This is a genomic window from Rhodoglobus aureus (assembly GCF_039527955.1).
Lineage (GTDB): Bacteria > Actinomycetota > Actinomycetes > Actinomycetales > Microbacteriaceae > Rhodoglobus > Rhodoglobus aureus.
Genome location: NZ_BAAAKW010000056.1, coordinates 1 through 14,142, shown reverse-complemented (window position 1 = coordinate 14,142; position 14,142 = coordinate 1). Strand labels below are relative to the sequence as shown.

The 14,142-nt window shown below is 62.6% G+C and carries 15 protein-coding genes and 1 pseudogene; 10 read left to right on the top strand and 6 right to left on the bottom strand.

From position 1 onward, the window contains the following. Positions 1 to 394: 394 nt before the first annotated feature. The gene (locus ABD112_RS12005) at positions 395 to 547 is read right to left on the bottom strand and encodes a hypothetical protein (protein WP_343926164.1); all 153 of its coding nucleotides are present in this window, start codon (positions 545 to 547) and stop codon (positions 395 to 397) included. A 135-nt stretch (positions 548 to 682) separates the two neighbouring features. Between ABD112_RS12005 and ABD112_RS12000 the strand changes: the two genes are divergently transcribed. From ABD112_RS12000 to ABD112_RS11990, 3 genes and pseudogenes are all read left to right on the top strand, one after another. Next, complete coding sequence (locus ABD112_RS12000; protein WP_343926162.1) at positions 683 to 1,270, top strand: type IV toxin-antitoxin system AbiEi family antitoxin domain-containing protein; 588 nt, start codon at positions 683 to 685, stop codon at positions 1,268 to 1,270. Further along, complete coding sequence (locus tag ABD112_RS11995; RefSeq protein ID WP_343926160.1) at positions 1,267 to 2,151, top strand: nucleotidyl transferase AbiEii/AbiGii toxin family protein; 885 nt, start codon at positions 1,267 to 1,269, stop codon at positions 2,149 to 2,151. Before ABD112_RS12000 ends, ABD112_RS11995 begins: the two co-directional genes overlap by 4 nt. Positions 2,152 to 2,248: 97 nt before the next feature. Next, positions 2,249 to 2,623, top strand: a pseudogene (locus tag ABD112_RS11990) (IS481 family transposase); the annotation flags it as partial. Between the two features lie 114 nt (positions 2,624 to 2,737). Here the strand turns inward: ABD112_RS11990 and ABD112_RS11985 are convergent. The 3 genes from ABD112_RS11985 to ABD112_RS11975 are packed head-to-tail and all read right to left on the bottom strand — an operon-like array spanning position 2,738 to position 5,798. Next, positions 2,738 to 3,067 (bottom strand): thioredoxin family protein, encoded by a 330-nt coding sequence (locus ABD112_RS11985; protein WP_343926158.1) that lies wholly within the window; start codon positions 3,065 to 3,067, stop codon positions 2,738 to 2,740. Next, positions 3,067 to 5,568: a heavy metal translocating P-type ATPase gene (locus ABD112_RS11980; RefSeq protein WP_343926157.1), complete on the bottom strand. Its 2,502-nt coding sequence runs from the start codon at positions 5,566 to 5,568 to the stop codon at positions 3,067 to 3,069. Before ABD112_RS11980 ends, ABD112_RS11985 begins: the two co-directional genes overlap by 1 nt. Then, positions 5,565 to 5,798: a cation transporter gene (locus ABD112_RS11975; RefSeq protein WP_343926156.1), complete on the bottom strand. Its 234-nt coding sequence runs from the start codon at positions 5,796 to 5,798 to the stop codon at positions 5,565 to 5,567. The genes ABD112_RS11980 and ABD112_RS11975 overlap by 4 nt, the downstream gene beginning before the upstream one ends. 235 nt (positions 5,799 to 6,033) lie before the next feature. Between ABD112_RS11975 and ABD112_RS14665 the strand changes: the two genes are divergently transcribed. After that, a complete protein-coding gene (locus tag ABD112_RS14665; RefSeq protein ID WP_486374865.1) occupies positions 6,034 to 6,291 on the top strand; it encodes a four-helix bundle copper-binding protein in 258 nt (85 codons plus the stop codon). A gap of 4 nt (positions 6,292 to 6,295) precedes the next feature. On the opposite strand, the gene ABD112_RS11970 is transcribed toward ABD112_RS14665, so the two are convergent. Continuing rightward, on the bottom strand, positions 6,296 to 6,751 hold the full coding sequence (locus ABD112_RS11970; RefSeq protein WP_343926155.1) for a heavy metal-responsive transcriptional regulator: 456 nt from the start codon (positions 6,749 to 6,751) through the stop codon (positions 6,296 to 6,298). Positions 6,752 to 7,357: 606 nt separating this feature from the next. On the opposite strand from ABD112_RS11970, the gene ABD112_RS11965 reads away from it, so the two are divergent. The 3 genes from ABD112_RS11965 to ABD112_RS11955 are packed head-to-tail and all read left to right on the top strand — an operon-like array spanning position 7,358 to position 9,149. After that, positions 7,358 to 7,675 carry a hypothetical protein gene (locus ABD112_RS11965; protein WP_343926153.1) on the top strand — a complete coding sequence of 106 codons (318 nt, stop codon included), beginning with the start codon at positions 7,358 to 7,360 and terminating at the stop codon, positions 7,673 to 7,675. Then, positions 7,672 to 8,235, top strand: coding sequence for a TlpA family protein disulfide reductase (locus ABD112_RS11960; protein WP_343926152.1), 564 nt, complete (start codon positions 7,672 to 7,674; stop codon positions 8,233 to 8,235). The genes ABD112_RS11965 and ABD112_RS11960 overlap by 4 nt, the downstream gene beginning before the upstream one ends. After that, positions 8,232 to 9,149 (top strand): cytochrome c biogenesis CcdA family protein, encoded by a 918-nt coding sequence (locus ABD112_RS11955; RefSeq protein ID WP_343926150.1) that lies wholly within the window; start codon positions 8,232 to 8,234, stop codon positions 9,147 to 9,149. Before ABD112_RS11960 ends, ABD112_RS11955 begins: the two co-directional genes overlap by 4 nt. Before the next feature lie 23 nt (positions 9,150 to 9,172). On the opposite strand, the gene ABD112_RS11950 is transcribed toward ABD112_RS11955, so the two are convergent. After that, on the bottom strand, positions 9,173 to 9,529 hold the full coding sequence (locus tag ABD112_RS11950; RefSeq protein WP_425563838.1) for a MerR family DNA-binding protein: 357 nt from the start codon (positions 9,527 to 9,529) through the stop codon (positions 9,173 to 9,175). A gap of 184 nt (positions 9,530 to 9,713) precedes the next feature. Here ABD112_RS11950 and merA point away from each other — a divergent pair, with 184 nt between their 5' ends. The 3 genes from merA to ABD112_RS11935 all read left to right on the top strand — a co-directional run bounded on the left by merA (position 9,714) and on the right by ABD112_RS11935 (position 13,298). Next, on the top strand, positions 9,714 to 11,156 hold the full coding sequence (merA, locus tag ABD112_RS11945) for a mercury(II) reductase (protein ID WP_343926148.1): 1,443 nt from the start codon (positions 9,714 to 9,716) through the stop codon (positions 11,154 to 11,156). Positions 11,157 to 11,182: 26 nt separating this feature from the next. Then, positions 11,183 to 11,839, top strand: coding sequence for an organomercurial lyase MerB (merB, locus tag ABD112_RS11940; RefSeq protein ID WP_343926147.1), 657 nt, complete (start codon positions 11,183 to 11,185; stop codon positions 11,837 to 11,839). A 109-nt stretch (positions 11,840 to 11,948) separates the two neighbouring features. After that, positions 11,949 to 13,298, top strand: a complete 1,350-nt coding sequence (locus ABD112_RS11935) for a dihydrolipoyl dehydrogenase family protein (RefSeq protein WP_343926146.1) — start codon at positions 11,949 to 11,951, stop codon at positions 13,296 to 13,298. The last annotated feature ends 844 nt before the right edge of the window (positions 13,299 to 14,142 follow it).

Here is a 14,142-nt window from a genome sequence, read left to right as displayed (position 1 = left end):
CGAGGACGACAACCCAGAACCCTCTAAGTGTCAGAGATGTCCTGATGCACGAACTGTCAGAGATGTCCTGATGCAGATTTGTCAGGCATGTCCTGATACATCACAGCGGTCGGGCTTGTTGTTCGTTTGCCCACATTTTGCCCACACTTCAAAAAGTTTTGGGTCAAATGTTGGGTCAAATACCGACTCTGTGACCGATCGCAGCCCAGTGTTTGTCGAGGTCCCGGCGTATCCGTGAGAGTGACCTATTGATCGCTGGTCATTGTGCCTCATCCATGCCGGCCGCCGTGCCAGAGTATGGGCGGCTCAATAAGCCTGAAGGCCGTGGTCGGCTCACGCCATCGTAAAGTTATCCACGTGCCCGCGGATCAGTTGCCTCGGTTGCTGTGTGGCTTCAACCGTCGTCGGCAAGGCTGCGTGGATTGCCCCAGGTTTGGTTGTCGGCAACAGACGCTGATCGAGCCCGGCGAAAAACGCGTCGCGCACGGTCCGGGCTGCGCTGGTCCGCCGTTAGGTTCGCGTACTCCTCGAAGTGTTCCGCTGTCATGAGGGAACAGTAGCGTTGGCGCTAGCACCCTGCATTGCATGAAGAGCTGTGTTGCCTTAGGGCAAAGTGTGTGACAATATGTGTACACACATGTCCTATATGTAAACAATTTGCCACGGACGGAGGGTGGGAGCAATGGCCGATCGCAGGCTTCCGTCGAAGGCGATCCTTCGCGACGCGGACATCACGGCATCCAAACTCTCGTGGCGAGACGTCGACGAGGGAATCCTCCGAGGAGATGTCGAGCGCATCGCGCCGGGGACATACGCGCGGACGGGGTTGGTTGACGATGACAGCGCCTCTCTGGCCTCGATTGCCTTACGTAAGCCGAGTGCGACGATGTGCCTCACGAGTGCCCTGGACCGTCATGACCTGACTGATGAGATCCCGTTCCAGATCGATATTGCCGTTCCGCGAGGTTCGCGGACGCTGAAGGCACCGTATTCGAGGATCGCGTGGCACCACTTCGACGCCAGCACATTCCTCGTTGGCAGAGAGCAGGTTGAAATCATTGACGGCATTTTCATCGGGTTGTACAGTTCGCAGCGCACGATCATCGATGCGTTTAGGCTTCCGCATCTGATCGGCGCTGACACCGCGAATGAGGCCCTGAAGCGGTGGCTGCGTATCCCTAGTTCCCAGCCGGCGGAGCTGCTGAAGATGGCGAAGAGCTTTCCGAAGGCGTTGCCTCGGCTGCGCAACTCTCTGGAGGTCCTGCTGTGACGAACGGTGCGTCACGGTTCGCGCACATCCAGAATCAGGCGCGAGCTGGTGGGCAGAACGTCAGTGAACTTGCGCGGCTCTACACACTTGAGGGAATGCTCGCACGAATTGCGACATCTGAGTATGCGTGTGACTTTGTGCTCAAGGGCGGTGTGCTTCTCGCCGCATTCGCTCTTCGACGTCCGACCAAGGACATCGATCTTGAAGCAACGCGCATCAATAACGATGCTCAGGATGTTGCGACCCGAATCCGCGAGATCGCCGCAATTTCCCTCGACGACGGCATCGAGTTTGACCTCGGGTCGATTCGCGCCGAGACCATCCGCGACGGTGATGAGTATCAAGGAATCCGGGTGAAACTGACCGGCATGATCGGCCGATCTGAGAACGTCATCGGTCTCGACATCAGTTTTGGCGACCCGATCTGGCCGGCTCCGCAGCGAGTCATCCTGCCGCGTGTCCTCGACAAAGACCAGTCCGCACCCATTTCAATCCTCGGCTACCCGATCGTGATGATCGTCGCGGAGAAAGTTGTCACGATGATCCAACGCGGAGACGCCAATACGAGATGGCGCGACTTCGCGGACGTTATTGCGATCGCAAACCGGCACTCGATCGACGAGACGGAGTTACGGGAGGCGATGATCGTCGTGGCCTCACATCGTCGGGCAACGCTCGAAACCCTGATTCCTGCGTTGGAGGGGATGCCGGCAATTGCGCAAGTGAAGTGGTCTTTGTGGCGCACGCACCAGGAGCAGAGGGACTCGATCCCGGAACTCTTCTCGGACGCCCTCATTCGAGTAGCTGCCTTCATCGATCCGGTAATCGACGGGCTGACGCTTGGCCGGAATTGGCATCCGTCAGTGGCACGGTGGCAGTGAGTGTGATGTCTCAGGACATCGGTAACAGTTCTGCCCCAATAGTTTGGTGACACTTCTGGCGGTCTTGGTGGTGACACTTTTGATCGATGTTTGAGGGATGAGCCCTGTTGAACCTGTTGATCCTCGTGTCCGTCTCGCGATCGTCCAGTGGCCTGATGATGCGCCGCGCGGGTCGGTGACGACGTTTTGTCTCGAGCATGACCTGTCTCGCAAATCCTTCTATGCGATTCGGAAACGAGCGCGGTTGGAGGGGCAGGCTGCAGCACTTGAGCCTCGCACCCGCTGGCCGAGGTCGAGCCCGAACCGGATCTCGGATGAGGTGAAGGCTCAAGCGGTCGGCGTTCGTGCCGCTCTTGAGCAGTCGGGTTTGGATCATGGCCCGATCAGTGTTCACGAAAAGATGCGCTCGTTGCGGATGGAGCCAGTGCCGTCGGTCTCGTCGTTGGCGCGGATCTTCCGCGACGCGGGGGTTGCCCGGTTGGAGTCGAGGAAGAAACCGTGGGCTCCTGTTCAGATAGGGGCAAGTCGCTGGAGCTGATCAGGGTGATGCCCTCGTCCATGCAGGTGGCTTCTGTGTCTCCGGCTGTCAGGGGTCGGTGGCGATAAGGGTGGTGAGTACCTGCTCGAGGTCCTCGGCCCGGATTAGGCCGTCCTGGCGGGTGACCTCCACCCCGTCGCGTAGCCAGACGAGGGTGGGGATGCTGAGCACGCCGTAGCGGGCCGGTGTGACAGTGTCGGTGTCCACGTCGATCCGGTAGCCGGTGAACGCGCCGTGATGGCGCCGGGCGACGTGTTCGAGCCGTGGTTCGAGGGCTTGACAGGGCGCGCAGCTGGCCTGCCAGAAGTCGAGCAGCACCAGTCCGGCCGCCGCGGCGGCGGTGATCTGTTCGGAGGAGAGAATTGGGAAGCGCACCATTATGAGATCCCAGGCACGGGCGCACCGAGCGCGATGCCCCACACCGCGCCAGCGACCAGCGCGGCTAGCACGAAGACAACGATTCCGGCCGCCCGTGGCGTCCAGGCCCAGCGACGCAGGCCTCGGGGGCTCAGGCCTCGCACGGCGTCGAGTGACCATCCGCCGAGTCGACGGCCGAGCGCTGCGATGCCGGCTGGCGACAGGCGCGCGCCGAAGCTGTTGGCCAGCACGAGCGACACCGACGCGATCATCGCGATCATCGCCCATACCGGTCCGACAACCCCGGTGACGGCCAGCGGCACGCCGATGCCGTTGAAGAGGAAAGCCACCCCGAGGTTCTGCTTGGTCTTGCGGAAGGACGACACGCCGATGTCGCGTGCGTCGGCGAGGGCACTGAGACGCGGACCAACCAGGACGATGTCGGCGGATTCGATCGCGATGTCGGTGCCTGCACCGATTGCGACACCGATGTCGGCCTGGGTGAGTGCCGGTGCGTCGTTGATGCCGTCGCCGACCATCATCACCCGCAGGCCCTGCGCCTGCAGCTCCCGGATGGCCTGCGCCTTCTCGCCGGGTAACAGTCCTGAGCGCACGTCGCTGATTCCGACCTGCTGCCCGACCGCCGCGGCGGTACGCGCATTGTCACCGGTGAGTATCATCGGCTCGATCCCGGCCCGGCGCAGCCGGGCCACCGCCTCTGCCGCGTCGGCCTTGACCTCGTCGGCGATACCGACTAGGCCGAGGAGCCGTCCGTTGCGGGTGACGACGACGACGGTCCGTGCTTCCTCCTCGAGTTGCTGGCGCCGCGAGGTAAGCGCACCGAGTCCTTCTGGCGCCGCCCAATCCGGACGTCCGACGCTGAGAGGGATTCCGTTGGAAACGGCGGTCACGCCCTGTCCGGTCTCGGAGAAGAATTCCTCCAGGTCACCGAGTTCCAGGCTCGCGTCGAAGGCCGCATCGACGATGGCGCGTCCGAGTGGGTGCTCGGAGTTGAGCTCGACGGTCGCTGCGGCCGCGAGCACCTCCTCGCGGGTGACGCCGGCCGCGGGCACCACGTCCGTGATCGTGGGTTTGCCCACGGTGAGCGTGCCGGTCTTGTCCAGTACGACCCTGCGGATCTCCCCAAAGATTTGGAAAGCTTCACCTGAGCGCATCAATATGCCCTGTTCGGCTGCTTGCCCGCCGCCGCGCGCCATGGCCAGCGGGGTGGCCATGCCCAGCGCGCAGGGGTAGCCCAGCACCAATACGGCCAGCGCGGCGAAGATCGCCCGAGGCGTGTCCGGGTGGCCGGTGACGGCCCAGGCGCCGAGGGTCCATACCAGGACCGCGAGCACCGCGGCCGAGAGCACAGTGGGGACGTAGACCACGATGATCCGGTCGACGAGCTGGATGATGCTGGGCTTGAGTGCCCGGGCCTGTTCAATGCTACGTGCCACCTGGGCCAGGAAAGAGTCCTCACCAACCTTGGTCACCTCGATGGTGAGAGTGCCGGTCTGGTTGACCGAGCCGCCGATGACCTCTTCCCCCTCCCGCTTCTCGGCTGGCATGGGCTCGCCGGTGACCATCGACTCATCGACGCCCGAGCTGCCGGATAAGACACGCCCGTCAAGCGGGACCCGTACGCCGGGGCGGATACGGACGTGATCACCGATGCGCACCTCGTCGACGGGGACCTCGCTCTCCACGCCCTCGCGGACTAGGAGAGCGGTGTCGGGTTGCAGCTCGAGCAACCGCCGTACCGCCTGACTGGAGCGGTTGCGAATCAGCGAGGATGCGAAGCCGGAAAGCAGATGGTAGGTGGTGATGAACACTGCGGTGGCCAGGAATTCCCCGGCGGGGAAGGTTTTCGGCGCAACGAAGAGCCCGAGCAGCCCACCGAGAAGACCGCCGAAGGCACCCGCCTCCAGCAGCACGTGCTGATTGAGGATTCCACGCCTCGCAGACTGCCAACCCATGGTCAGGATCGGGCGCGCGACCACGAAGATCATCGCCAGCGCCAGACCTAAAAGTATCCAGGGCCCATAGCCGAATGCGCGCCCGTCGACGGTCACCGTCGGCGGCTGGCCGGCCCACGTGAACACCATTAGCGCCAGCGCCAGCGCGGTAAGTCCGAGACCGGCGAGGAAACGGTTGCGCTCATCGGCCAATTCGGCCTCGGCCTCCTCGAACGTCGCCGTCTTGCGCGGGTCCCGCACCGCGTAGCCGACCTCGCACAACGTGCCGACGATCTCGGCCGGCGTGATCACTTCCGGGCGATAGGTGACCAAACCCTCCTCGTGAGCGAGAGACACCGCCACCGTGTCCACGCCCGCACGGCGGGTCAGCGACTTCTCGATCGTGGACACACAGAACGAGCAGTGCAGGCCCCCCAGCTTGAGCTGGAGGTGGGCCCGACCATCCTCGTCGAGGCGCGGCGGCCCCGCGAGCCACGGCTCCGGGTCAGCCGCTGTCGGCGGTGCCATCGCTTCGGTCACCGCCGCCGCGTGGGTCCGACCTTTCACGGGGTGGCCTCCTTGTCGTCGGTTGTCACGGAATAGCCAACATCCTGAATTTTCCTCGTGATCCGGCTCCGGTCGGTCGCCTTCGGGTCGAAGCGGACGGTTACCACGCCGGTGCGGTAATCGGCAGCGGCCTGACTGACTCCCTCTATCCGGCCGAGGGCTTTCCCGATCCGTTGCTCGCACCCCGTGCAGGTCATGCCCTCGACGTGCAGAGTCGCTTTCTCAACCATCTCACTACCTCCTATGCCGGCGATCGGGGCCGCCACTCGGCCGTCACTACCAACAGAGCTACAGGCTAATCCTTCCACTCGAATGGAAGGTCAAGTGTCCGGTACTATTCAGTCGCGACTTCCTTCCATGGGCGTGTCGACCGTCCGGCGACGGGAAGGTCGACAGGTCGGTCATTGACAACGACACCCCGCAGTTGGTCAGCATCCTGGCCAATTGCGCCGCAACCTGCGAGGCGTGCGCGAAGGACTGCGCAAGCCAGGGCAACCCGGCTCTTCTCACCTGCATCGGATCCTCTTCCAATTGCGTCACTCTGTGTCTGGGTGTATTCCGCTCGTGGCCCGCGGCCGCAACCTATCCGCGGAGCAGTGTCGAACGTGTGCGGACGTATGCCAGCGCTGCGCTGACGAGTGCGAACGCCTCAGAATGACCGAGTGCGCAGAAGCCTGCCGTGAGACGGCGACGGCGTGCCATGAAATGGCGGACAGCGCCTGAGTACTTAGCGCCGGGCCGCTGGACGCCGTGCAAAGCCGCGGTCGGTGGAGTTCCTCACGCCCTTTTGCCTCACATGCTCGATGAGGGGGCAGACATCTCCCGCATCCGGCGGTGGGAGCTCAGCGGCCTCGACCGCGAGTTCGACAAGCTGGCCCCTCAGCTCCTGCAGTTCGAGAATGCGCACGTCAATCTCAACCACTTGGTTGTCGAGGACCTCACGCACGTACGCGCACGGCGCCTTGCCTCTTTTTTGGAACGAGAGGATTTCTCTGATCTCATCCAACGTGATCCCCAGCCGCTGCGCCGTGCGGATGAACGTCACCTGCTCGGTGACACTCTCGTCATAGTCCCGATAACCCGACGGGGTTCGGGCCGGCTCGGGAAGCACCCCGATCGATTCGTAGTAACGGATCGTTTTCGGATTCAACGAAACCTGGTTCGCCAACTCTCCAATTTTCATTGCTCCTCCTTCGATAAAGCTTACATCCAAATGGAAGTTAAGGTTCGTTACCTTTCGTCCCGAAAATGAACGAATTCGACACACGAGCGTTGTTGCGCAAGACTCCCGTTGAGCGTGCCCAATCTCGGACGGGTCCCACGTGCGGTACACGCCCACGCGCTCGGGAACATAGCCGGCGCACGGGAGCGTTCGCAAGGCGTCCGGCTTGCGGGCATGCCGTCATGCTGATGGCCAGCTGCTGAGACTGGCAGGATTCGAACGTGACTGGGCGGGACCTCGCGCTCGCAAACCCGGCCTTGTCGTCGACTCGTGCGCGGGATCGGCGGGATGACCGGAACGAGCTGCGCCTTACTCGACGTTACGGTTGCTGTCGACGGGGTTACGTAGACGAACCCGGAGGTGCCGCCGACAGGGCCTGAATGCGATGGTACCTACCGACTCGCGAGCCTTTGCACTCGACTCCATCGAGGAGGGCAGCGCTCGAACGTTTCGGCTTGACATTCTCCCATAGGGGAAGGTTGACACTGTAGTTGGGAGTTGCTGCTTACTCCGCTGCCGCCTGGGCGCGAGTGCGGTTTGTCCGCCTGTGCTTTGGAAGGAATTATTATGTCGTCGAGTTCGAAACAGGGCACTAGGAAAACGGTGCTGGCCACAATCGGGATTCTGCTGATTCCTGCCGCATGCTGTGGCGCACTGCCGCTGCTCGGCGTTGGCCTCGTCAGTGCGGCCGGCGTTGTCGGCGTGGTCGGTTCTGTTCTGGGTAACCCATGGGTCATCGCGGCAGCGGTCGTCCTTGCCGCAGGTTTCATATGGTGGGTGCTCCGCCGCCGATCCGCCGCGAAGCGACAGGCCGAGAGCTTTACTGTGGCGGAGCCAGCATCCGTCCAGGGGCACGCTGATCGCATGGATGGGCTTCAGCGATGAGCGGCGACTCCGCAACACCTACACCGCATCCGCGTAGGCGCTTGCGAGGGCCGTGGCTTCTCGGGAGTGTTGTCTTTGCTATCGCGGGGCTTGGCCTCGCCGGCTGCACCACGACCCAGGTTGCGCAGGCTCCGCCTGCGGCTAACTCATCCGAGGCGGCCGGGTCCTTCACAGCGCAGACTGTGGATGGCGGCCGGGTATCCGTGCCGAGTTCGAAGCCGAGTGTGTTGTTGTTCTTCTCGACCGCCTGCCCAAGCTGCGGGGCGGGGAGCACGGTATTGGCTGATGTGCAACGCGGCGCACCACAGGGGGCAAATTATGTTGCAGTCGACGTTGACCCTTCCGAGTCGGCAGCCGACATCACCTCGTTCCTGTCCCAGAATAATGCGTTGGCGTTGGCGTTCGCGACCGATACGAATGCACAACTGATTACCGCGTACCAGGTGCAGAATATGAGCACCGTGGTCGCGCTGGACGCGTCGGGTACCGTCGTGTTCCGCGGAGTGGATCCCAGCGCGGCACAGATCCGGGAAGCTCTGACCAAGGCAGGGACCCGATGACCGCCCTTCTCATTCTGGCGTTCGGAGCTGGAATGCTGGCCCCGATCAACCCGTGCGGCTTCGCGGTCCTGCCGGCCTTTCTTGCCTACGGCACCGGAACAGCAACCGCGGACGCGACCAGGGGGTCATGGGCGCGTCTTGTTGCTGGGCTGAGGTCCGGTGTGACTCTCACTCTGGGGTTCACCGGCACGTTTACCGTGTTCGGCTTGCTTGTGGCTGTCGGCATGCGCCCCTTGATCGGGGCGATCCCCTGGCTGGCCGCCGTGCTGGGCGCCGTGTTTGTCCTGTTGGGTCTTGGGATGCTTATCGGCCTCCGAATTCCGCTGGGGTGGACGGCTCTCAGTTCGGTGGGGCAGAACCGCAAATCTGGCGGGATGTTCGCGTTCGGGGTCGGCTACGCAGTGGCGTCGGCGTCGTGCAGCTTGGCCCTGCTCTTGGCGGTGGTCACTCAAGCACTTGCCGGCACCGGGTGGGGATCCGTGCTGCTGGTATTCGCCGCCTACGCGGCAGGTTCCAGTGTTCTTCTGATCACTCTTTCGGTGGTTACCACTTTCGCTGGCACGGTAATGACTAGATACCTTCGTCGTTTGATGCCCCACATGAATCGGATCACCGGCATCGTGTTGGCGTTATCCGGCGGGTATCTGCTCGCGTATTGGCTGCCCCAACTTTTCGGCGGTGCACCTGGAACGACAGTGTTGTCTGGGATCGCGGTCCCCCTGTCGACCTGGGTGAGCAGCAATCAACTGTTTATCCTCACCGTGGGCGGCGTGTTGGTCGTGGTGATCCTGATCGGCGCGATGCTACGCAGGATCAGATCCCGCCGGTCAGCCGCAGCAGACGAATCGCACCGGCAGGCCGCGGAAGACGACTGCTGCACCCCGACCCTAGACCCGGGTCAACGGCACCCCTGACCGTTGATCGTCGCTTGCCCTCGTCAGAGCAAGCTGCAGATGCGTTCGGAGTCACAGCTGACTGAATCAGCGGCGGCGGCTGCGTCGTAGTATTCGGCGACGGTGGCTCTGAGCGCCACCAGTTCGGTGATCTGCCGGTCCAGACCGGTGAGCTGTCTGGCCAGTGCGTCTCGTACGTGGGCGCAGGGGGTGCCGCCGGCGTCACGGACCTGCAGGATGTCACCGATCTGCGCCAGGGTGAGTCCCGCGACCCGGCTGCGGCGGATGAAATCCAACCGGGCCACCGTCTCGCCCCCGTAGTCGCGGTAGCCATTGGACGCCCGGTGGGCCGTTGGCAGGAGCCCACGGTGTTCGTAGAAACGGAGGGTCTTCGTCGTCATCCCCATGGCCGCAGCCGCTTCCCCAATACGCACAATGCACCTTCCAATCTGTTCGCAGACAATCCACCACTTGACCTTCCACTATAGGGGAAGGTGCAGAGTATGGAGTAGCAGAACCAGTGCGACCAAGTGCGACCAAGTGCGACCGCACACGGTCCCGTATCCGCCCATTCCAGGAGAGTTCATGTCCGAACGTTCAGTACCCGATTTCGATCTCGCTATTATCGGTTCCGGCGGCGGGGCGTTTGCCGCCGCTATCCGGGCCACCAACCTTGGCAAGAAGGTAGTGATGATCGAGCGGGGCACGATTGGTGGCACCTGTGTGAACACCGGTTGCGTGCCCTCCAAGGCGCTGCTGGCGGCCGCCGACGCACGCCATATTGCCCTGGATTCGGGCCGGTTCCCTGGCATCGTTGCCTCTGCCGGGCCGGTGGATATGCCGGAGCTGATCGGCGGCAAGCGCGCGCTGGTCGAAACGATGCGGGCCGGGAAATACGTGGATTTGATCAACGACTACGGGTGGGAGCTGCGGCAGGGCAATGCCGCATTCTCCGGAACCGCCGACGGTCCCGCGTTAGAGATCACAGACGCCGACGGGACCGTGGAAACGGTGCGCGCAACCCACTACCTGGTCGCGACCGGCTCGGCCCCGTGGGCTCCCCCCATCGACGGATTGGCCGGTGTGGGCTATCTCACTTCGACGACCGCGATGGAACTCGACGAGGTCCCGCAGTCGCTGCTGGTTCTCGGTGGCGGGTACGTGGCCCTGGAGCAGGCACAACTGTTCGCCCGGTTGGGTTCGAAGGTGACCATGCTGGTCCGTTCGAGACTTGCCTCGGCGGAGGAACCGGAAGCATCCCGGGCGTTGGCTGGTGTCTTCGCCGATGAGGGCATCCGGGTCGTCCGACGGGCCACCGTGACCGCGGTACGCACCGACCAGTCCACGGGCGACGTTGTCGCAACCGCGACCGTGGATGGCGGGCAGCAGGAATTTGGGGCGAGCAAAATACTCGTTGCCACCGGCCGCCGCCCGGTCACCGAGGGTCTGAACCTGGCCGCGGTCGGCGTCGACGTTGGCGGGAAGGGCGAGGTCGTGGTCAACAGTCTGCTGACCAGCACGAACCCGAGGATCTGGGCTGCCGGGGACGTGACCGGGCACCGCGAGTTCGTCTACGTTGCCGCCAACCACGGTGCTCTGGTCGTGGAAAACGCGTTCAACAATGCCGGCCGGGAAGTCAACTATTCCCATCTTCCGCGGGTCACCTTCACCAGCCCAGCACTGGCCGCGGTGGGGATGACGGACAAGGAAGCCAACGGTACGGGCATCAGCTGCCAGTGCGGGGTGGTGCCGTTGGAGTACGTACCCCGGGCGCTGGTGAATCGGGACACTCGCGGGTTCATCAAGATTGTCGCCGACCATAACACCGGGCGCATTGTCGGCATCACCGCTGTTGCTAAAGACGCCGGGGAGATCGCCGCCGCCGGCGTCTACATCCTGGAAGCCGGAATGACAGTCGACCAGGTCGCCCACATGTGGAGCCCGTACCTGACCATGGCCGAAGGCATCAAAATTGCCGCTCAATCCTTCAACACCGACGTTTCCAAGCTCTCCTGCTGCGCCGCCTAACCACGAACAGAACGGAACATATCGACATGTCGAACACACTGAACCTCTCCGAACGCCTCACCTCCCGGGCCACCGGGCTAGTCCCCGACATCTGGGTGCCGCTTGTGCGGCTTCTCGCACAGGGTCAACCGGTCGAGCTCGGCGCCCTAGCGGCAGCTGCCGGCAAGACGATGCCCGAAGTCATCCGGGCACTCGCCAGCGTTCCGGACACTGAATATGACGATGCCGGACGCATCATAGGTCAGGGTTTGACCCTGCAACCGACCCCCCACCACATCGAAATCGACGGCGCACCGCTCTACACTTGGTGCGCGCTGGACACGCTGATCTTCCCTGCCGTCCTGGGCCGCTCGGCGCGCATCGAGTCCGTCTGCCAGGCCACGGGTGTACCCGTGCAGCTCACGGTCGACGCCGCAGGAGTGGCCAGCGTCGTGCCGGGCACGGCGGTCGTTTCGTTGGTCAACCCAGAAGACATGAGCGCCGTTCGCTCCTCTTTCTGCAACCAGGTCCACTTCTTCGCCTCCAGCGACGAGGCGCAGCCCTGGCTTGAGACCCACCCGGGTGGCTCCGCCATTCCCGTTGCTGAGGCGTTCACATTTGGTCTCGCAATCGCGCAAAACATGCTCGTCGAAGCTGACACTGCCGGCGACTCGTCCCCGGCGGCCGACGCGAGCTGCTGCTAGCGCCCACCAACCATTATCTAGGAGGCTAGCTCCCATCATGAGCTTTGGCCCCGCCGTAGGTGTACAGTCACGAATAGTCGCTCAGTTTTACTGAGGTAAGGAGTTCGGTATGACCGAACACGTTGATGTTGCTGTTATCGGAATGGGGCCCGGCGGGGAGGTGGCCGCCAGCCGCCTTATCAAGGCGGGCAAAAAAGTCGCCGCCATAGAACAGGAACTTATTGGCGGTGAATGCGCTTACTGGGGCTGCATTCCCTCCAAAACCCTCCTGCGGCCCGTGGAAGCACTAACCGAAGTTGACCGGGCCGCCGGCGTCTCAGGCGCCGAACTTAACTGGGCTGAAGCCAGTAATTACCGGGACTATATGATCCGCAACCTCGACGACACTGGACAGATCGACGGATACAGCAAACAAGGCGCCCTCGTTGTCAAAGGCACCGCCCGCATCACCGGCCCGGGCCGCATCGAAGCCGACGGCCGGGAACTGACTGCGGACCACATCATCATTGCTACCGGAACCGAAGCGGTCGTCCCCAACCTCGACGGAATAGAGAACATCACTGCGTGGACGAACCGGGAAACCTACACGGCCACGACCTTGCCCAAACGAGTCGCTATCATCGGCGGGAGCGCCGTCGCTGTGGAAACCGCAACATTCCTTACCCGCTTCGGTGTCCACGTCATCCTCCTTCACCGCGGTCAGAGGCTCCTTGAACGAGAAGAGCCCCGCGCCAGCGAACTCGTTACCCGGTACCTGCAGGAAGCAGGAGTCGACATCCGCCTCGGAGCGACCGCCCTTCGCGGTCACCGGGACGGCAACAGCAGCGTCCTTGACCTCGACGATGGCACCGCAATCAATATCGACGTGGTCATCTTCGCCACCGGCCGCACACCTCGCACACAAAACCTCGGTTTGGACACCATCGGCGTCACGCTAGACGACCGCGGATATGTGAAGGTCGACAACCATTGCAAGGCGGCAGAGAATGTGTGGGCGATCGGCGACGTCACCGGAGTGATGCCTTTCACCCACGTCGCTAAATACCAAGGCCGCATCGCCGCCGACAGCCTTCTCGGCAAACCTCACCCCGCAACCTACGAAGGAATCCCGCGCGTTGTCTTCGGTGACCCTGAAATCGCTGCCGCCGGCCGCACCCAAAAACAAGCCAACGTGCAAGGCCTAACGACCGTCAGCACCGAACTTGACCTCGCCAAAGCAATCGCCCGTCCCTGGACCTATGAACAGAACCCGCGTGGACACCTCGGCCTCCTCGCCGATACCGGGAGTAAAACCTTGATCGGCGCCTGGGCTGTGGGACCGATGGCCGCGGAATGGATTCATCACGCGTCTCTCGCGATCCGCACCAAGATACCCATCGAAACTCTCCGCGATCAGGTCGCCCAGTTTCCAACCTACAACGAGGCCTATCAAGCCGCACTCGAACACCTCAAAATCTGAACCGTGCCAGCGATCATGACCACCAAACCATGCCCCGGTCAATAATGACCTCACCCCGCCAACCCATCAAAATTGAGGCAAGACCGCGCAAATCCACAGCAATCTTTATAGAAAATTGACGTCAGGCTGGAAAAACCAGCTGGCGGCACCCGAGCTTCTTCACCTCACCAACGGGACGGCCGGCTCCACTCACGAGGAGAGCCATCAGCAACGAGAACACCGAAAACCACGTCGGCAGCCTCAAAGAGATCACCGCGCACGACGATGCAGGAGCGTACGTTGACGACTAACCGATTCACTCGATCTCGGCCAGCCCAAAGCCCACCGTCTCCTACCGCCTCACAGTGCTCGTCAACACCGGAATCCTCTCCCGCGACAAACAGAGGAACCTGGGCACATTACATCCTCGTCGCCGACGCGTTCGACTCCTTGGCGACCCTCCTCGTCACCGTTGAGTCGCCCTCGCGCGGAGGATGACGTGCGGTCACTGTTCCCCGCTAAAGCTTTCCTCTAAGACATAGGTACGCCGCCACTAAAAGCCAAAAGCCACAGCGGTAGTCGTTGCCGGCTTCCTTGAACTCCGATGGCTTCAGTTGAACGGGCATGCTTGGCGCGAGGCCCACTCATGAGGGGACAGGATGCAATCAAGTGCATTAACCTGTGTCCTTATCCTGCGATTTGCTCTTTTTATTCTGCCAGCGGCGCCGGCACTGTCGTGGCACTGTCGTCCATCTCATCCTTGTTATGTATCAGGACATCTCTGACGGTTCTGCATCAATAGAGCTCTGACCTTTCAGCGGTCTTTGGTCCTGACACTTCCCGTCATTGTTTGAGGCATGAGTCG